Origin of the sequence: Marinarcus sediminis (SeqCode), assembly GCF_048571275.1 — a bacterium.
Taxonomy (GTDB): domain Bacteria; phylum Campylobacterota; class Campylobacteria; order Campylobacterales; family Arcobacteraceae; genus Marinarcus; species Marinarcus sediminis.
The window spans coordinates 2299992-2316653 of the sequence record NZ_CP182357.1; the positions used below are offsets into that span (position 1 = coordinate 2299992).

The 16662-nt window shown below is 32.4% G+C and carries 13 protein-coding genes and 1 tRNA gene; 3 read left to right on the plus strand and 11 right to left on the minus strand.

The window, feature by feature from the left end:
- Window positions 1-16: 16 nt before the first annotated feature.
- From ACNI3C_RS11440 to ACNI3C_RS11475, 8 genes are read right to left on the minus strand one after another with little or no spacing between them, the layout of a single operon-like run.
- Window positions 17-829: an FkbM family methyltransferase gene (locus ACNI3C_RS11440; RefSeq protein WP_419769935.1), complete on the minus strand. Its 813-nt coding sequence runs from the start codon at window positions 827-829 to the stop codon at window positions 17-19.
- A gap of 8 nt (window positions 830-837) precedes the next feature.
- Window positions 838-1785: a tetratricopeptide repeat protein gene (locus ACNI3C_RS11445; protein WP_419769936.1), complete on the minus strand. Its 948-nt coding sequence runs from the start codon at window positions 1783-1785 to the stop codon at window positions 838-840.
- Window positions 1772-2371 carry a hypothetical protein gene (locus ACNI3C_RS11450; RefSeq protein WP_419769937.1) on the minus strand — a complete coding sequence of 200 codons (600 nt, stop codon included), beginning with the start codon at window positions 2369-2371 and terminating at the stop codon, window positions 1772-1774. The genes ACNI3C_RS11445 and ACNI3C_RS11450 overlap by 14 nt, the downstream gene beginning before the upstream one ends.
- A 9-nt stretch (window positions 2372-2380) precedes the next feature.
- The gene (locus tag ACNI3C_RS11455; protein ID WP_419769938.1) at window positions 2381-4513 is read right to left on the minus strand and encodes an EAL domain-containing protein; all 2133 of its coding nucleotides are present in this window, start codon (window positions 4511-4513) and stop codon (window positions 2381-2383) included.
- A complete protein-coding gene (locus ACNI3C_RS11460; protein WP_419769939.1) occupies window positions 4510-7179 on the minus strand; it encodes a TolC family protein in 2670 nt (889 codons plus the stop codon). Before ACNI3C_RS11460 ends, ACNI3C_RS11455 begins: the two co-directional genes overlap by 4 nt.
- A complete protein-coding gene (locus ACNI3C_RS11465; RefSeq protein ID WP_419769940.1) occupies window positions 7179-7835 on the minus strand; it encodes a hypothetical protein in 657 nt (218 codons plus the stop codon). The genes ACNI3C_RS11460 and ACNI3C_RS11465 overlap by 1 nt, the downstream gene beginning before the upstream one ends.
- 4 nt (window positions 7836-7839) lie before the next feature.
- Entirely contained in the window at window positions 7840-9006 is a 1167-nt protein-coding gene (locus ACNI3C_RS11470; protein WP_419769941.1) for a hypothetical protein, read from the minus strand.
- 8 nt (window positions 9007-9014) lie between these two features.
- Window positions 9015-9968: a hypothetical protein gene (locus tag ACNI3C_RS11475; RefSeq protein WP_419769942.1), complete on the minus strand. Its 954-nt coding sequence runs from the start codon at window positions 9966-9968 to the stop codon at window positions 9015-9017.
- 134 nt (window positions 9969-10102) lie between these two features.
- Between ACNI3C_RS11475 and ACNI3C_RS11480 the strand changes: the two genes are divergently transcribed.
- From ACNI3C_RS11480 to ACNI3C_RS11490, 3 genes are read left to right on the plus strand one after another with little or no spacing between them, the layout of a single operon-like run.
- The gene (locus ACNI3C_RS11480; RefSeq protein WP_419769943.1) at window positions 10103-12181 is read left to right on the plus strand and encodes a type I secretion system permease/ATPase; all 2079 of its coding nucleotides are present in this window, start codon (window positions 10103-10105) and stop codon (window positions 12179-12181) included.
- A 1-nt stretch (window position 12182) separates the two neighbouring features.
- Complete coding sequence (locus tag ACNI3C_RS11485) at window positions 12183-13451, plus strand: HlyD family type I secretion periplasmic adaptor subunit (RefSeq protein WP_419769944.1); 1269 nt, start codon at window positions 12183-12185, stop codon at window positions 13449-13451.
- 45 nt (window positions 13452-13496) lie between these two features.
- Window positions 13497-14321, plus strand: a complete 825-nt coding sequence (locus ACNI3C_RS11490; RefSeq protein WP_419769945.1) for an HDOD domain-containing protein — start codon at window positions 13497-13499, stop codon at window positions 14319-14321.
- 59 nt (window positions 14322-14380) lie between these two features.
- On the opposite strand, the gene ACNI3C_RS11495 is transcribed toward ACNI3C_RS11490, so the two are convergent.
- From ACNI3C_RS11495 to ACNI3C_RS11505, 3 genes are all read right to left on the minus strand, one after another.
- Window positions 14381-14456 (minus strand) — tRNA-Glu (locus ACNI3C_RS11495).
- A gap of 128 nt (window positions 14457-14584) precedes the next feature.
- Entirely contained in the window at window positions 14585-15343 is a 759-nt protein-coding gene (locus ACNI3C_RS11500) for a hypothetical protein (protein WP_419769946.1), read from the minus strand.
- The gene (locus tag ACNI3C_RS11505) at window positions 15333-16646 is read right to left on the minus strand and encodes an ATP-binding protein (protein WP_419769947.1); all 1314 of its coding nucleotides are present in this window, start codon (window positions 16644-16646) and stop codon (window positions 15333-15335) included. The genes ACNI3C_RS11500 and ACNI3C_RS11505 overlap by 11 nt, the downstream gene beginning before the upstream one ends.
- Window positions 16647-16662 lie beyond the last annotated feature (16 nt).

A 16662-nucleotide genomic window follows, 5' to 3' on the forward strand; every position in this document is an offset into this window, starting at 1 on the left:
TTTTAAGAAAAAAAATTTATCGTTTGGGATGAGCTAAACTGTGCGTGATTTTTTCTAAATCCAGAACTTGTATAGAAGATTTTTTAGGAATACAAAGCATATTAATAGCAATAAAATTTCCAATGACATTCTCTTTGTTTTTGTAATAGTTATTGAGGTTGAATAAAGCAGGAGTATGCCAATAAAGTTCATACTCCATACTCCATAAATACTCGATTAATTCTTGTGATTTTTCTAGGCGACCGTTCTCAACATAAATGATGGGATGGTGTGTTATTATTGTACTTTTAGCCCCTTTTAAAACATCCAGTTCCATACCTACAACATCAATTTTCAGAAGCTTAAGTCTCTTTATTTCCAAAAACGAATCGAGCGTTTTTATCTCAACGGTTTCATCACTTTGAACATTTTCTAAACCAATACCACCAAAATTATTTTTTCTGTTGTAATCGAGTTTGGGAATGCAAATTTTGCCATTTTTATTCCCTATGGCATACGAATACGCATAGGTGTTTGCAAGAGAGTTTAAAGCCAAATTCGCACACAAGGTTTGAAAAACAACTCTTTGAGGTTCAAAGGCATATACAAGGCCTTTTTCTCCTACCATTTGCGCTAAAGCAACGGTGTGTGTACCTATATTAGCACCCACTTCAATGACCACGTCATCTCTTTTACAAATTTGTGCAAAAAGGTCGGTTTCTCCTTTACAATACTCCCCATACAACTCAATTGATTTGCCTACATAAATATCATTTTTATTGTATAAACAATAACCAAACTTAAACTTCTTTAAGCCATTAAAGCCCGTGTCAATCAGTAAGTTATTCAAGAAAAAATCTATCTCTTTTCAGCTTGTCTGTCTAAAAAAGTTTTCGCAAATACATACCCATTTTCTTTGGATTTTAACATCCAAAAAAGACCTTTTTCTCTGTCTTTTTCTACCCCATACCCTTCAAAATAGAAAAGTCCAACATAGTATTGTGCTTTCCCATATTCATTCGCAGCCGCTTCAAAATACCAAAAAAAGGCCTCTTCATAACTCTGTTTTATCAATTCACCTGTTCTGTACATATCTGCTAATTGTGTTTGGGCAAATTTGTTCCCTTGTCGCGCTGATTTTTCTAACCACTCAAGCGTTTTATCATAGTCTCGTGTTGTTCCCTCGCCACTGTAATAAAGCAGTGCTAGGTTAAATTGTGCGACATCATCATTGCCATTGGCAGCTTTTTCATACCAATAAAAGGCTTTTTCTAAATCTTTGGGTGTTCCCATTCCAAAATAGTACAATCGTGCCAAATTGTTTTGCGCAGGGATAAAACCTCTTTTGGCTGCTTTTTCATATAAAGTAAATGCTTTTGTTTGCATCTCTTTGTTTAATTCAAAATTCTCATACAACATGGCCAAATTAAATTGAGCAATCGGATAATCTAAATTTGCTGCTTCTCTATAGAGTTTCATGGCCTCTTTTTTGTTTTTATCTGTACCCAAACCATGTTCATAGTGAAAGGCTAAATTATTTAATGCTTTGGGATTTTTCCCCTCAGCAGCTTGCTTGAGCCAATAAAAACTCTGAAAAAGATTTTTTTCTGTACCGAAACCATTTTGATACAGAAGTGAAAGGTCATATTGAGCCTTAGTATCGCCCGCTTCTGCTAATTTTAAAAAAATGGAATAGGCTTTTTTATACTCTTTATTGGCATACAATTGCGTTGCATCATCAAAAGGAGCAGCAAAAAGAGTCCCTAAAAAAATAAGTTGTAAAAACAGTATTTTATAAATTTTCATTTTCTATTCCACCTACTGCACTTTTACTCTCTTTAATCACACCTTTTTCAAACTCATTTTTAATCACGCATTTGCTTAAATCTTTTTGTGGTGTGATTATTCTGTGGGTTTCAACGGCCCTTAACCCCATTGAAAAAGAGCCAAATTGATTGGCTTGTCTTGAGTACTGTTTGTCATCTACAATCAACTCTTTTTTACGATTTAAAAAGAAATTGACCTTTTCCCAAAAAAATTTGTGTTCCGATTCAAACAAATCGTGCACCAAAAGTTTATCAACACCAAAACTGCCTGTAATGTTCAATGTTGCTTTTGTTCCACACTCATCTTCTTCCACATTTAAAATAAAATCTTCATGTTGCAATGTGTTATAAATTAAACCAATTCGTGTAACTTCCAGTCTGTTTCGATACGAATCAATAACAAACTCTTTTTTAGGCTCAACTAAAAATGCCAACTTTCCAGCTTCTAAAATATCGTCTTTTGTAAATGCCTCAAAATATTTTTCTGTTTGAAACTCTTTACTGGCACACCCTGAAAAAATCAGTATCGTCAGCAATACATTAAACCAATAGTACAATTTTTTCATCATTCACCTCTAATAATTACTGATGGCATCTAAACCAATGCTTGAACAAATTTCTATATCTTTTTCATCTTTAATGCTGTCACCAATAACAATAATATCATTTGATTGACCAAAATTTATCACCGTTCTCAAGAAATGTTTTTTATCTCTGTCTTTAGAGATTGTGGTGGTATAATCTTTGTTGATTCTTAAATAATCTAAATTCAACTCTTCCAATTGGTCAATGGAGAAATCGTTTGAACTGAATCGTTTTAGAATGATTTTTGAACCAAATCGATGAATTTCGTTTATAAACTCTTTAAAAACTTCTACATTTGTAGATGCATTGTAAGAGGTCATACTGAAAACCAAATATTTTGAAACATCTTGATGGTATAAAAACAGCGAATGCAACCAATTGATAAACTCTTTATCTTTTAAAGAAAACATGGAAAGATTAATCGCAATGTGATAATCAATGGCATTGCTTTGAATAAATTTTACCACCGTTTCAATGATGCCTTTATCAAACTGTACTGCCATGTTGATTTTCTCTGCAACAGATATAAATACACCAATGGAGAATTTCTCTTTGTTTTTATCATATAAAATCGGCATCGCTTCTTTCATAATGACAGTATGACTTTCATTGAGTGTTCGTGTTTCAAAGCCATAAGTCACTTCATATGAATTGCTTTGAATAATTTCTCGAACATTCTCTTCTAAGAACTGGAATTTATCCAATACTTCTGACGGACTTACAATGTGATAAATCTTTTCTTTTGTTTTAGCTATTGCGTAAGCATCACTGGATGCGTGTAAAATAGAATCAATCGTACCATATTTGTCAAAAGGTACAAAACTGAAATAGGCCAAATCACTTTTAATTTCATATCTTAATGCCAACTCTTCAAGCTCTGTTTTCAAACTTTGAGCAAATTCAAGCAGTTCTGGCTCTTTTTCATTTTTTAAAATAATGGCAAATTCGGAACCAAAAAAACGGTACAACGTTGCTTCAATCAGATTCATCTCATAAAACTTATTTTGAACCACATGCGTAAACTCTTCAATTAAGTGATTGGCCAAAGCCGAACCAAACTCTTTGGTGAAATTTCCCAACGATTCAAGTTTTATGGAACCCACAAAACCATCAGCCCCCACAATAAACATATTTTTCAAATCAAGTTCAAACACTTTTTGATTGGGTAAACCTGTTAAGTCATCGGTAAAAACTTTTCGCTCTAATATGCCTTTATTGATATTAAGTTCATTGACCACACCAATATATTTGTGCAAAATTTTATTGAGCAATACAAAAGCATCATCCACATCTTTTTGACCAACTTTTTTATCAATTTTGTGCATAAAGTTATTTTCTAACGCATCGTTCATTGATTTTTTAAATGAAACAATAGGATCCAACAACATTTTTTTAATAAAAACCAGATAAATCAAAAGGGTAAAAAAGATGACCGTTAAGAGTGTATAAATCAGCCCTTTAAGATATTGTTGTTGAATAGAATCTAAGGATTCAAGCAAAGGTTGTACATCAACACTGTATTCACAAGAGGCAAACGGTTGTCCTAAAAAATAGAGATCTCGTTTAAATCTGTTTTGCTCCTTATTTTGACTCACATTTATATCTTTTTCTACGGCATAATAGAAGTTTAAATCAGAACTGGTATTGAGTATGCTTCTATTTTTTGATAACAGAAATTTAAATTTAATGCTTTTTTGTAAATCGACAGAGGTCGTATTAAAAAACTGGTACATATTATTGTTTTGAAGTAATACATAACCATTTTTAACATCAGTGGTAATATCACTGGCACTCCAATCCAGATATTGTGGATAACTTGAGTTTTTAATCAAACTCTCTTTGGAGAAAAAAAGTGTTTTATATCGAATTTGTATTTTATTTAAATTAAGCGTATTAAGCACCCCTTTAAGTACATCAGAAGTCGTTTCATAACTGTTGGTTAATATTTTACTCTCTAAATTACCTAAAACAAACTCCATTTTACTGTTAAGTTGAGTAAAAAATTCGGCCCGTGTTTGTTTGACCTTTTTATCATAATTATAAAAAAATATGCCCGCAATTAAAGCAATAAATAAAACTTCTAAAAGCAAGAGTTTTACATTGTAGGTTAAATTAATTTTCATAATTTCTCTTCTTTAATTACGTCATCTGTGGCTTCATTGTTCTGTTCAAAATGAACTTCAGTTGGTGCTTGAGCATTAGTAGGAAGCGTTCTTTTTTTTGTTTGAGAAGTGGCTTCTACCGCAAGAGGCTTCTTGACTTCTTCATTAACAGATTCAGGAAGCTCTTTTTGCATCTCTTTTTTAGGTTTTACTTCCTCTTTTTTTTCTGTTTTTTTGGCTTTTGGTTTTAACTCTCTTAGTTGCGTGGTTGTCTTTTTAGAAACCGTTTCATACTCCACTTTATCTGTATACGTTTCAGGTACTCCCAACTCTAAGATTTTATATTTTTCAAATAACTCTTGTTTGTCTTTGATAAACTCAATGACTGGGAAATATTTATCTCTGGTGTCATAAGAGAGTTGAGACATTGCCGCTTTAGCTTCATCGTATGTTTCAAACACGCCATATACGACTTTAATCCACTCTGCATTTGTGCCATATCTGAAAATCAACGATTTGTCATATATGTTCTCTTTATTAACCAATTGAATTGCATCATCCAGTTTTGCAAAGGTTACAACATTGATAGTATAACTGTCTGGTCTGGCTTGAATAAATTGCTCTTTAAATGCCTTATTGGTAAAGTATGGTTTTGGTGGTTTTGGTGCCATTTTAATGGTGGTTGTCTCTACAAACTCTTTTGGTCGTAATTCATCAAAACCATCAATAAATGTTTTATAATACTCTTTAATCTCTTTAATTGAAACGACCTTATACTCTTTATTGTCCATCTTTGGCAGTTGTGTTAAAACAGCATTCGCTTCATCTTGATTGTCATAAATTCCATACGCCATAATATTTTTAAGTTTATAATCATTTAAAATATCCACCATAAATGCTTGTTTAGAGAGCTTATGATTTTTAATAAATGCAAACGTATCATACATCGTATCAAACTCACCAATATAGAGTGTAAAATAGTCATCATTGGTGTCTAAAAACTTATCTTTAAAGAGTAAAATATCTTCAATGGTATCAGATTGTTTGATTTCATCACTCTTTTCATCTTTTTTAAATACAGAAGCCAAAGCTATTAAATCAATGTCCTCTTGTGTATGGGCATTCTTTTTATTATAATGGCTTGGTCTAAAATCAATAAAGGTATCTTTGGTTGGATCTAAATCAAAATGCTCGACCAATTGTCCGGATTCAAAAAGCATTTTAAAATAGTCATTTAATCTGTTTTGATAAGATTCAATCAGTGAAACTTGTGCGGAATTGAGCTGTCGTTGTGCTGTAAGCAGTGTTTGTAAATCTTGTTCACCGTTTTTAAACGTTTCCCAATACGATTCAACAGTAAGCTGCGAAGATTGAACTTCTTCTTTGGTACTTCGGATTGAACTCTCTAAAGCATTTAACGATTGATGTAAGTTAGAGATGATCCACTTCACTTTTCTTCTTTCTTCTTCCGTCTTATACTTATTTTCTCGAATAGTACTGTAACTTGAGAGCAATGCGTTCGAGTCTTTATCTCCATTGTACAAATTGTAGGTCACTTTAACATAAGCTTCATTTTTATTTTGTCGGTAAAAATCTTCTGGCGCAATATCTTTATCATAAATTCTCGTATGTGTAAATTCCAAATCAACTTTTGGTTTAAATGCAGATTCTGCACTTTTGAGTTTATACTTTTCAGTTTCAAGTGTAAGCAGATAACTGACAACATTGAGATTACGTTCATTAGCAATTTTTAGAACCTCTTCTAAAGGTTGAAGTTCTAAAGTAAACTCATATTCATATGGCAAAGTATATTTGAAATCTTCTCCAGCCACATACTCATAATATTTTATTGCTTCAACAAATTTAGAGTTAGTTTTTGAAAGTTTTGATTGAGCATTTGAAACACTGGCTTTAATTGAACTGATATCTCCAAGTGAAGCAGCACCTAAATCATATTTGGTGGTGACAATCTCTAAAATCTTTTGCAACATCTCCATGTTGATTCTTGTTGCATAAAGAGATTGATAGGAAAAAACGACGCCAAAATAAGCATTAATGGCATTTTGAATCTCTTTAGAAATTGCCAATTCATATCGATTTTTAGCAACTTCTAGACTTTTTTTCAAACCATCAATTTTATTCTGTGTGGCACCACCTGCATACAAATTTTGTTTGATGAGTATTTTTAAAGTCTCATCTTGATATCGATTTTTCCCTTTATCAGCACCCGCATCACCCGGTGATACTTTTGTATTTCCAAACTTATATTCCATATCAACCGTTGGCTTATACCCTGCGTAAGCATCATCCAGTGTCAATTTGGCTTGTCGTACTTTTTCTCGTGCAATTTTAATGTTGTAATTTTGAGATACCGTCTCTAAAATAACATCAAGCAGTGTTACTTTGGCATAATCTTTGATATCTATTTCATTATCTGCACCAAATACTTTTTTGGATTTGACTTTAACCGTTGGTGTGATGGTTCCAATATTCCCCGTATAAATTCCATCAATCAGATTAGAGCCTTTTGTCTCTTGAATATATGTTTTTGGGTCTTTTTCAACAACAGAAGAAGCTTTTTCTTCGTTTTGAGTATCAGTTGCTTGAACCGCAGTTTCTGCACTTATCCCATAAAAAAAGAGTAACTGAAAAATACATAAAATTTTAATCATATTTTGCTTCATCATTATTTTTTTACAATCCTAATAATCAGATAACCAAACTCATTTTCATTTTGTATGTTCGTGCTGTTGGGTCGTAACAAATCAACTTGAACATCTTTAATATCATAATTTAATTGTCGAATTAAATTACGTGCATTGATGGTTCTTGCTAAAGATATTTGTTTCATCACTGTAGCACTGACTTGATTTGTGGGGTCAATGGCACTGATTTTTACAATGTGTCTTGGATACTTCGCTTTCATGCTATTGATAAACGCTTTAACTTTTAAAATAGTAGGGTTATCCAATTTAATTTCATTTCCACCAAAATTTAATATAAGATAATCATCGGCTTCAATGGTCGCTTGTTTACTGTTTTCATCTTCATAGATTCGACTGAAGTCTTTCCCGGCACTCTCTATATCTCCCACCTCTTTTTTCACTTCTGGTTCAACAACAGCATCTGAGGTGTCTTTTTGTACTTGATTTGGCTCTTGGCTTAATATCAATTGATCTGTTGCCACAGTTCCTGTATAGGAAACTTTAAATTTAAATTGCGCGTAATACCCAATATTTACGATGGTAATAAGCAAAAACAGAAGTAAAACCAAAATTACAGAAGAGAAAATATCAACAAAGGGTGGCCAAGGATTAAACTCTTCATTACATCTTTTTGCCATAAAACTACTTTCTTAAATCGTTTTCAATGTTGCTTAATCTTTTGTCAAAAGTTTCAACGAAAGTTTGCATCATATCTTGATTTTGTTTTTGCAAATCGAGCAACTGTTTGGTTGCTTTATTTTGACTTGTTGCAATATTGGCTAAACTTTGAATTGATTCATCCAGCGTATTGGTATTGGAAAATTGGTTGATGTTTAACTCTTTAATTGAGTTAACTACATTTTCTAACAGAGCAATTTGATTGTTGGCTGCTTTACTTGAAGTATCTAAATTTTCAGACAACATTTTATACGCAACTTCATTGCCTTCAGCACTTCTTTTAAACTCCTCTTTTAAATCAGTAAAAAGATTGATAAATTTACCTGTAGAGAGCATATTAATGGCAGAAGAGGATTGCGCAGCAGCTGCTTGAGCAGGATCGGCAGGAAGTTGATTTCCACTCACACTGGCATTAAATTGTTGAATGACATCAGAAGATTGAGTATCAATAATTTTACCCTTCATCCAATCTTCAATATCTTCAATAAAAGACTCTTGGTTACGACTTAAAATATAGGTTTTAACACTTAAAATAATCGCCGTTGCAACCCCAAATAATGAAGATCCAAACCCAATAGCCATACCACTTAAAGGGCCAGCAAACCCAGCAATAACTTCGGCTAAATTTATATCCCCACTCAAAGATAAAATAATCGCACCCATCTCATCAATTGATTTAAGTAACCCCGTAAATGTACCAAAAAGTCCAATCATCAAAGCCGTTGCCGTAAAGAAGTTAACATACACTTTTTGATTAGCAAACTTCTCTTCTAACCACGAAGTTACATCTTTTGCTTCATCTTGAGTAAAATATAAAACACCGTTTTTAGCTCTTTTATAAAACATGTGAGCAATATTTGCAGGCATAATTCTATCAATACCATTGAGGTAATAGATGAGTTGATCCCCTTTTTTATATGCCAAAATACCAAAAGTTCCAGCTAGCATCGTCAATCTGAATGCTGCATGATACACTATTACCATACCAATAGCCAATACGGTTAATACAGCGATATTAAAAGTCAGTGTCGCCATAAAAAAGCTGATAAACATTTTAAAGTTGGCAAATACTAAGAAAAATATAAATAACCAAAATATAAAATAGACTTTTAAAATCTTTATTCTTCTCATAATCTACCTTAAAACAAAAATAAAATTATTGATATAACCAACCCTAAAGCAACTGTCGTAACGGTATTGGTCATATTGTCTGCAATATTAACAAATCCCCCACTGACTTCTGTACTCTCCCCTACAATAATCAATCCAATATCCGCACCATTGATGTCAGTAATTTTTTTGACAATTTTAAAATAACCTTGGTCGATAGTATATTTATCTTTTAAAAATTGGAGATAAGTCCCCTCTTCCATTGTCGCCATAGAAGCTGCAAACTTAGTGTCATATCGAACTTGTTCTAAAGTATACTCTTGATTGACCTCTTTATATTTTCCCGTTTTTGCTTCTAAAGATATAAAAGGCAACATCTTCTTATCGAGTAAAAAGACATATTCGCCTCCTTGTTTAACAAAATCATTTCGTAAAGAGTGAATGGACTCTTTAATTTCTAATACACCATAAACCGCACCATCACGTTCAAGCGGGTAGATATAAACGAAAAAGACACCATCATTTAAAACTTCTGTTCCAAAAAGTACTCTTTTGGTTCGAATAACAGTATTAATACTGTTTCTGAATACTCTGTCTTTATTGGTAACATTCATAATATCAATACTTAAATCCACAAAACCACTTTTAACAAACTCTTCATTAACAAAGTTTTTGACCGCTTCCATTCCAATGGTATTATTGGTCTCAATGGCATTTAAAAGCCATCCGTTTTGTCTCATTCCCACAAATATTTTTTCAAACTCTGTTTTTTTATTGTCCATTTTTACATTTAAGAGTCGTTCATAGTTACTTGTCATACTTTGATAAACTTCTTTTGAAACACGATCTGTCATTGTTGTAATAACATACATACAAATAAATATACCACTGATTGAAACAACCGATAAAGTTGTGAACCAAAGACCTTTGTTTTTCTTAAGTTTGGCCAACAGCTCTTGTAAACGTTTGATGAGTGTAAACATTGAATATAATCCTAAATATTATAATAAATGTGCATTTTATAGTAACAAAACATAACAACAACTTAAAGTATAATTTTTTTATAAGTTAAATTTAAATATAATAATATAACTTTAATCAAGGCAATACAGACAAAATGGATCAAACTTCCCTGCTTTACAATTTCAAATTCATGTTAGATTTTTACTATGGTGAAGTCACAATTGATACTATTTTAACCTTAGATGCTACTAAATCCGATAAATTCAACGAAGACTCTATTTTTACAGTGTGTGAACAAATCGGACTTATCTCTTTAAAAAAAGAGATTTCAGCCGACAATATTCCCAACCATTTTTTACCCTGTATCATTCTTGATGAAAATGGTAATCCGGTTATTTATCAAAGAAATATTGCCAATAAAAAGATAGAACTTTATGATGTTATTGAGAAAAAAGCATTTGAAATTGATTTAAATGAATTAAAAAAATTTAATCAAGCAATTTTAATCTTTAGAGAAGAGTCAAAAAAAGAGTTACTGGACAAACTCAGCAACAATCAGTGGTTTTGGGAACCGGTCAAATCGTTTTGGAAATCCTACGTGGAAGTGGGGATTTTAACTTTTTTCATCAACTTATTTGCCCTATTTGTTCCTTTATATACACGAATTGTTTATGACCGAGTTGTGCCTAATGAAGCCTATGAAACCCTTTTTGTGCTCAGCTTTGGGCTGATTATTGCCTTAATCTTTGAGCTTATTTTCAAAAGTGTAAGAAACCATATAATCGATAAAACGGGGAAAAAACTCTCCTTATATTTAGAAGAAGATCTCATGAAAAGAGTATTGAGTTTACAATCACAATATGACACCCTGATGACCGGTGCAAAAGCAAACCTTTTCAGAGAACTGGCTGTCGTACGAGATTTTTTTGCCACAAAATCAATTGTTCAAGTCATTGATTTTCCTTTTTTCATTTTTGCTCTCATTGCCATTGCTTGTATTTCACCTGCCGTTGCTTTAGTGCCTTTTACCGTTGCTTTGCTTATTGTCATCATCAACTTTACGCTGCAAGGGCCCATTGCAAATTTAAGTAAAAAGCATTTAGAGAACATTCAATCCAAACAGAACTATTTGGTTGAATCCATTCAAGGAAGCGATACAGTAAAACTTTCAAATGCCATGTCATCTAAACTCTTTAATTGGAGAAACATTATTGCACATGTTGAAAATATTCAAGTTAAAATTCAACGTGTCAATGCGTTTGCCTTTAACTCTTCACAAAGTTTAATTCAACTGACGACGATTTTAGTAGTAGTCGTAGGTGTTTTTGAAATTTCACAGAAAAACTTAACCGTGGGGGGATTAATTGCGGTGACAATTCTTGCCAGTCGTGCAATGGTTCCGGTTATTAATATTTCGGGAATGGTCATTAAATTTAAAGAGATCAAAGACTCATTAAACAACTTGAAAGATTTTTGGAGTCTGCCTTTAGAAAATGAAAAAAACATTGAAGTTGGTTTGGGAAAACTGCAAGGAAATATTGAATTTAAAAATGTCTCTTATTTCTTTAAAAATTCAAAATATCCCTCTGTAGATAATATCAGCTTCAAAATCAATGCCGGTGAAAAAATTGGTATTATTGGACAAACGGGTGCCGGTAAATCTACCATTTTAAAACTGATTACGGGATTGTTACACCCAACACAAGGAAGCATTTTTATCGACAATCACGATATCTCAACGGTGCATCCTGTTGAAATACGACAAAACATTGGTGTCATGCCCCAAGATCCTTTTTTATTTAATGGAACACTTAAAGAGAACATAGAACTTTCAAAACCCATCAGTAAAGAGAAGATGATGGAACTCATTACATTAACGGGGCTTGAAGAATTGGTTAAAAAAAGTGGTCAAGGCGATGGAATACCAGTAGGAGAGAGAGGTTCAAACTTAAGTACAGGACAACGCCATCTTGTTGCCCTTGCCAGAGCCATTGTCAGTGACCCCTCTATTTTAATTTTAGATGAACCAACAACAGGGCTTGATGTAGGATTAGAGAAAAAATTGATGGAAAATTTACGATACATTGTCCAAGATAAAACACTCTTTTTAATCACACACCGATTTGCCGCATTGGAGTTGGTCAACAGAATTTTGGTCATTAACAACGGGAAAATCGTTGCAGATGGTCCAAGAGATTCCGTTTTACAAGCATTAAGAAATCCAAAGGCATAAGATGAAATTACACTACGAAGATGAAAACTGGAATTATCAACTTATCATTTACCCTATTATGGCTTTTGTGATTATCTTTTTTCTCTGGGCAACTTTTATGAAAATTGATGAAGTAGTCAAGGGAGAAGGCAAAGTCGTTCCCTCTGGTCAAACCAAAGTACTGCAACACTTTGAGGGGGGAATTATCTCTGAAATTTTGGTCAAAGAGGGAGACAGTGTCAAAAAAGGGGATATTTTATATAAAATCAAAAACGAATATTTCTTGGCCGATTTAAACTCACAAAAACTTGAAATGATGGCACTGAAAGCAAAATCAATGCGACTTCAAGCACTGATTGATAACCAAACATTGGTTTTTCCAAAAGAGTTTGAAGAAAAAATTGGTGATATTATTCAAAATGAACTTCAAATTTTTGAAGAGGAAAATGCCAATAAAAAAAGATTATTGGGAATTTCCCAAGACCAATTGGAACAAAAAAAACTCAAACTCGATGAGCTGACCACAAAAGCACATAACCTCGAAATTGAACTGCAACTGTCAAATGAAAATATGCAAATTCAAGATGCACTTTTACGAAAAAATGTTATTTCACGAAAAAACTATTTGACAGAACTTGCCAAAAAACAAAAACTTGTAACAGAAATTCAAGAGATCAGAAGTTCCATTCCTATTACCGAACAAGAGATACAAGAGGCATCAAAAAAAGTAAAAAATGTCAACTCAGAAATCATGTCTAAAAACCTCAAACAACTCTCTGAAGTTCAACTGGATATTAAACAAATTGAAGAAAAATACAAAGCCAGCCAAGACAGAGAGTTAAGAACGTTTATTATCAGTCCCGTTAATGGGGTTGTCAATAGACTCTATTTTAATACTGTGGATGGAATCATAAAACCAGGTGATACTATTGCAGAAATTACGCCCATAGAAGACAAACTCATTATAGAAGCAAAAATAAAAACATCTGATCGTGCTCAAATTTGGAGTGGACAAAAAGTTTCTATTGAAATTACAGCATATGACTTCTCAAAATATGGACTTTTAGAAGGAGAAGTTATCTCTATTTCTCCTGATAGTACCGAAAATAAAGCGGGGAATTTATACTATACAATCAAAGTCAAAGCCGATGAATTAGGCTTTGATGACAATACCCCTATTTTGCCAGGGATGGTTGCGAATATAAATATTTTAACAGGGAAAAAAAGTATTTTACAATATTTAATTAAACCACTTAAAGACATCACACAAAATTCTTTGACAGAGAATTAACCCTATTTGTGATAAAATCACTGAAAAAATTATTTAAGGCTCCCTATGACCTACATTGAACTGCTTAAAAGAGTCGATACATTAGCCCCTTTACCTAAAACCCTTCTTCAAATTGAGGAGTTTAAAAAGACCGACAATTTTGAATCAACTGATTTATCTAAAATCATTGAACAAGATCCGTTGATGGTTTCAACGATTTTAAAAACTGCGAACTCTGCCATGTTTGGTTTTGTCAGCAAAGTTGACACCTTAAGTCGAGCAATCAGTCTTTTAGGCGTAAACTTTACCATCTCTATTGCCTTAGGAAGTGGCATAAAACAAGCTTTAGAGAGTGACTTAAATGCTTATGGAACAACCAGTGATGCCTTTTTGCGAATTGCCAATATGCAGTCAAATTTAATCTCTCTTTGGATAGGAAAAATTGATGTCAATTTGAAAAATGATTTGATTCTTCCTGCCTTTTTGCAAGAGAGTGGAAAATTTTTAATTAACAATGCTATTGTTGATGAAAATAAAACAGAGGAGTTTTCTCAAAAAATAAGCACACATTTTAATGGCATTTCAAACATTGAAAAAGAGTATGTGGGCATGACCACGGCAGAAGTAACTTCAGCCATTTTTAAACACTGGAATTTAACACAAACGATCATTCATTCCATTAAATTCAGTGATGAACCGGCAAAAGCTTTGCCTCAAATACAAAAACATGCTCAAATTCTGTATATTTCTAAACTCGTATGTAATATTGTCAAACCTTTTGATGAAAGCAGCATTACATTTGCAAAACAAAAAGTAGTCGAATACGGCTTCGATTTAAAACCGTTTGAAGCTGCCATAAACAAAATGCAAGAGCGACTTTTAGATGAGTAATTAACACGATTAGAAAAGAGAGATGGTTATTGTAAAGATGTCTGTTTGAATAAAAAAGTTGGCGACCCCAGAATGATTCGAACATTCGTCTTCAAGAGGAAATCTTGACGTCCTTGGCCTCTAGACGACAGGGTCATAAAGGTAGAAATTATATATAAAATATTTTTTACTTACGCTTAAAAACAACGAAAACTCTGCTTTTTTTACCCAAGAGAGTTATTTTGGAAGAGTTATTCTATTTTTGCTATTTTTTAAGATGAAATTTAACCATCAGACTCTATAAACACGGTCAAATCTTTGTTGGTATATGATTCAAAAGAGGTGTCGTTTTGTTTGATTTTTTCTTTAGATTTTATCCAGTTATCCGAAGATAACTCTTGCGTATCTTCACCTAAAATCTCTTTTCTAAAATCAAAACTCTTTTCAGAAGTTATAGACTCTTTTTTCTCTTCAACAAGTTTAATGATTTTATTGGCTCTTAAGAGTTCAACACTCTGTTTTTTAAGAATGGTTGCTGTCAATATCAATCGTTTTTTAGGCTTTTCAACGATTGGTTCAATTATTTCTAAATCTGTTTGATTTTTATCATCAATTAAATCAATGGAAGCTTTTATTGCTTCTATATCTACTGGCTCAATGGGTACAGGTGAAGCCGATTTTAGTGCAGTTAAAAAGCTCTCATGATCAGCAATTAAATAACCATTGTCAAATAAATTATCATGTAAAAACTCCAGCTTCGTTGTGACCAAATTAATGATTTCCATGTCGTTAAATTGTGGTGCAATTTCATCACGGGTTGGATTGTGGCAAATCAACTCAGTAATCTCTTTTAATAGCAGTTCCAATCCATTTGAAAAAGTTATTTTCAAATCATTTTTATCTATAATTTCTAACTTTAATTGATTTAAGGATTCATCAATATAGACATAATCTCCACTGCTGATTTCAAGTTCAAGATTTTCACGTATCTCAACTTCTGTGATGTTCTTATTTTTATCTTTTATGCGAACCTTATTTGCCATCATCTGTCCTATTGCTTTTCTCTTCTATTTTGGGAAATATGAGATAATTTTTATTTAAGACCGTGTTAAATAAGTTTGCTTTCTCTTTTAAAAGAGTGTATGACTCTGCGATGCTCTCTTTGCTTTTCCATTTGCACTCCATAAAAGTGATATGTGAAGAGTTATACGCCACAATATCAATCTCTTTGTTTTTATTATTCCACCATCGTCCAATTTTTAAAGGAGTATAACTCAAAAAGTTCTCTGGATTTTGAATGAGCAAATCATAAATATAGTTCTTATACACAGGAACAACCATATGTTCAATAAAATCTGTTTGTAAAAGATTGGCAGTGAAATCCACTTCCCCTTTATTGATTAAAGATAAATTCGGATAAACATACCCAAACCAAAATTTCAAATAGTTATCTTCAATCTCATATCGACCAAATTTACTGTGATGTGGGTCATCATTAATTGGTGTAATTTTTGAGATAATCATTAAGTCCAATAACTTCTGAATATATCGTGTCAAATAGGATGACTTAACTCCCAAACACAATGCGATATCTCCTATTTTATTATTGCCTAACGCAATGGCATAAAGGATTGAAGAGTACGTTACTATTTCACTTAATTCGTTTTTAATTAAGTGGATGCCATCATTGAATATTTCACTCTTTGTGTTAAAAAAAATCTCTTCTACATTGCGCATAAAATCTTTTTGGGTATCGTATTGCTTCAAATAGTTAATGTTTGTACCAAATAAGGCATAAATGCACATCAAGTCATCTTTAGAAACATCTTTAATAATCGCTTTTATGCTCTTAAATTCAAGCGATTTAAGCGTGAGTTTTGCATCGGATTTGTCGTATATTTTTTTATCTTCTGGCAAACTTGAACAGACACAAGAAGAGAGAATAAACTGTATCTTTTTATATCTTAATTTTTTGTTCCAAAGCCGATAAAAATTTTGCAAAGCCTCTTTCTCTATTTTGCTTAAGTTTTGAAAATCATCTAAAATAATGACTGTTTTATCTTTTATTTCACACTGATCAATGGAGTCTAAGAAGTCAACAAAATTATGAGAAGGGGAGAGTTTTTGATTAAAAGTGTCTGCAATAATAGAAGAGAATTTTTCAAAGAGAATTTTAGGTAAAAGTTCTACACAAGAGAAATAGAGTACCTCTTTATTTTTTACGTACTCTTTTAAAAGAGAGGTTTTTCCTACTTTTCTTCGTCCAAAAAGCAGTAAAAAAGAGGAAGTGGGTTTTAAAAAGTCATTCTCTAATTGCGAAAGTTCTCTCTCTCTGTTTAAAAACATTCCATGAAATCCTATT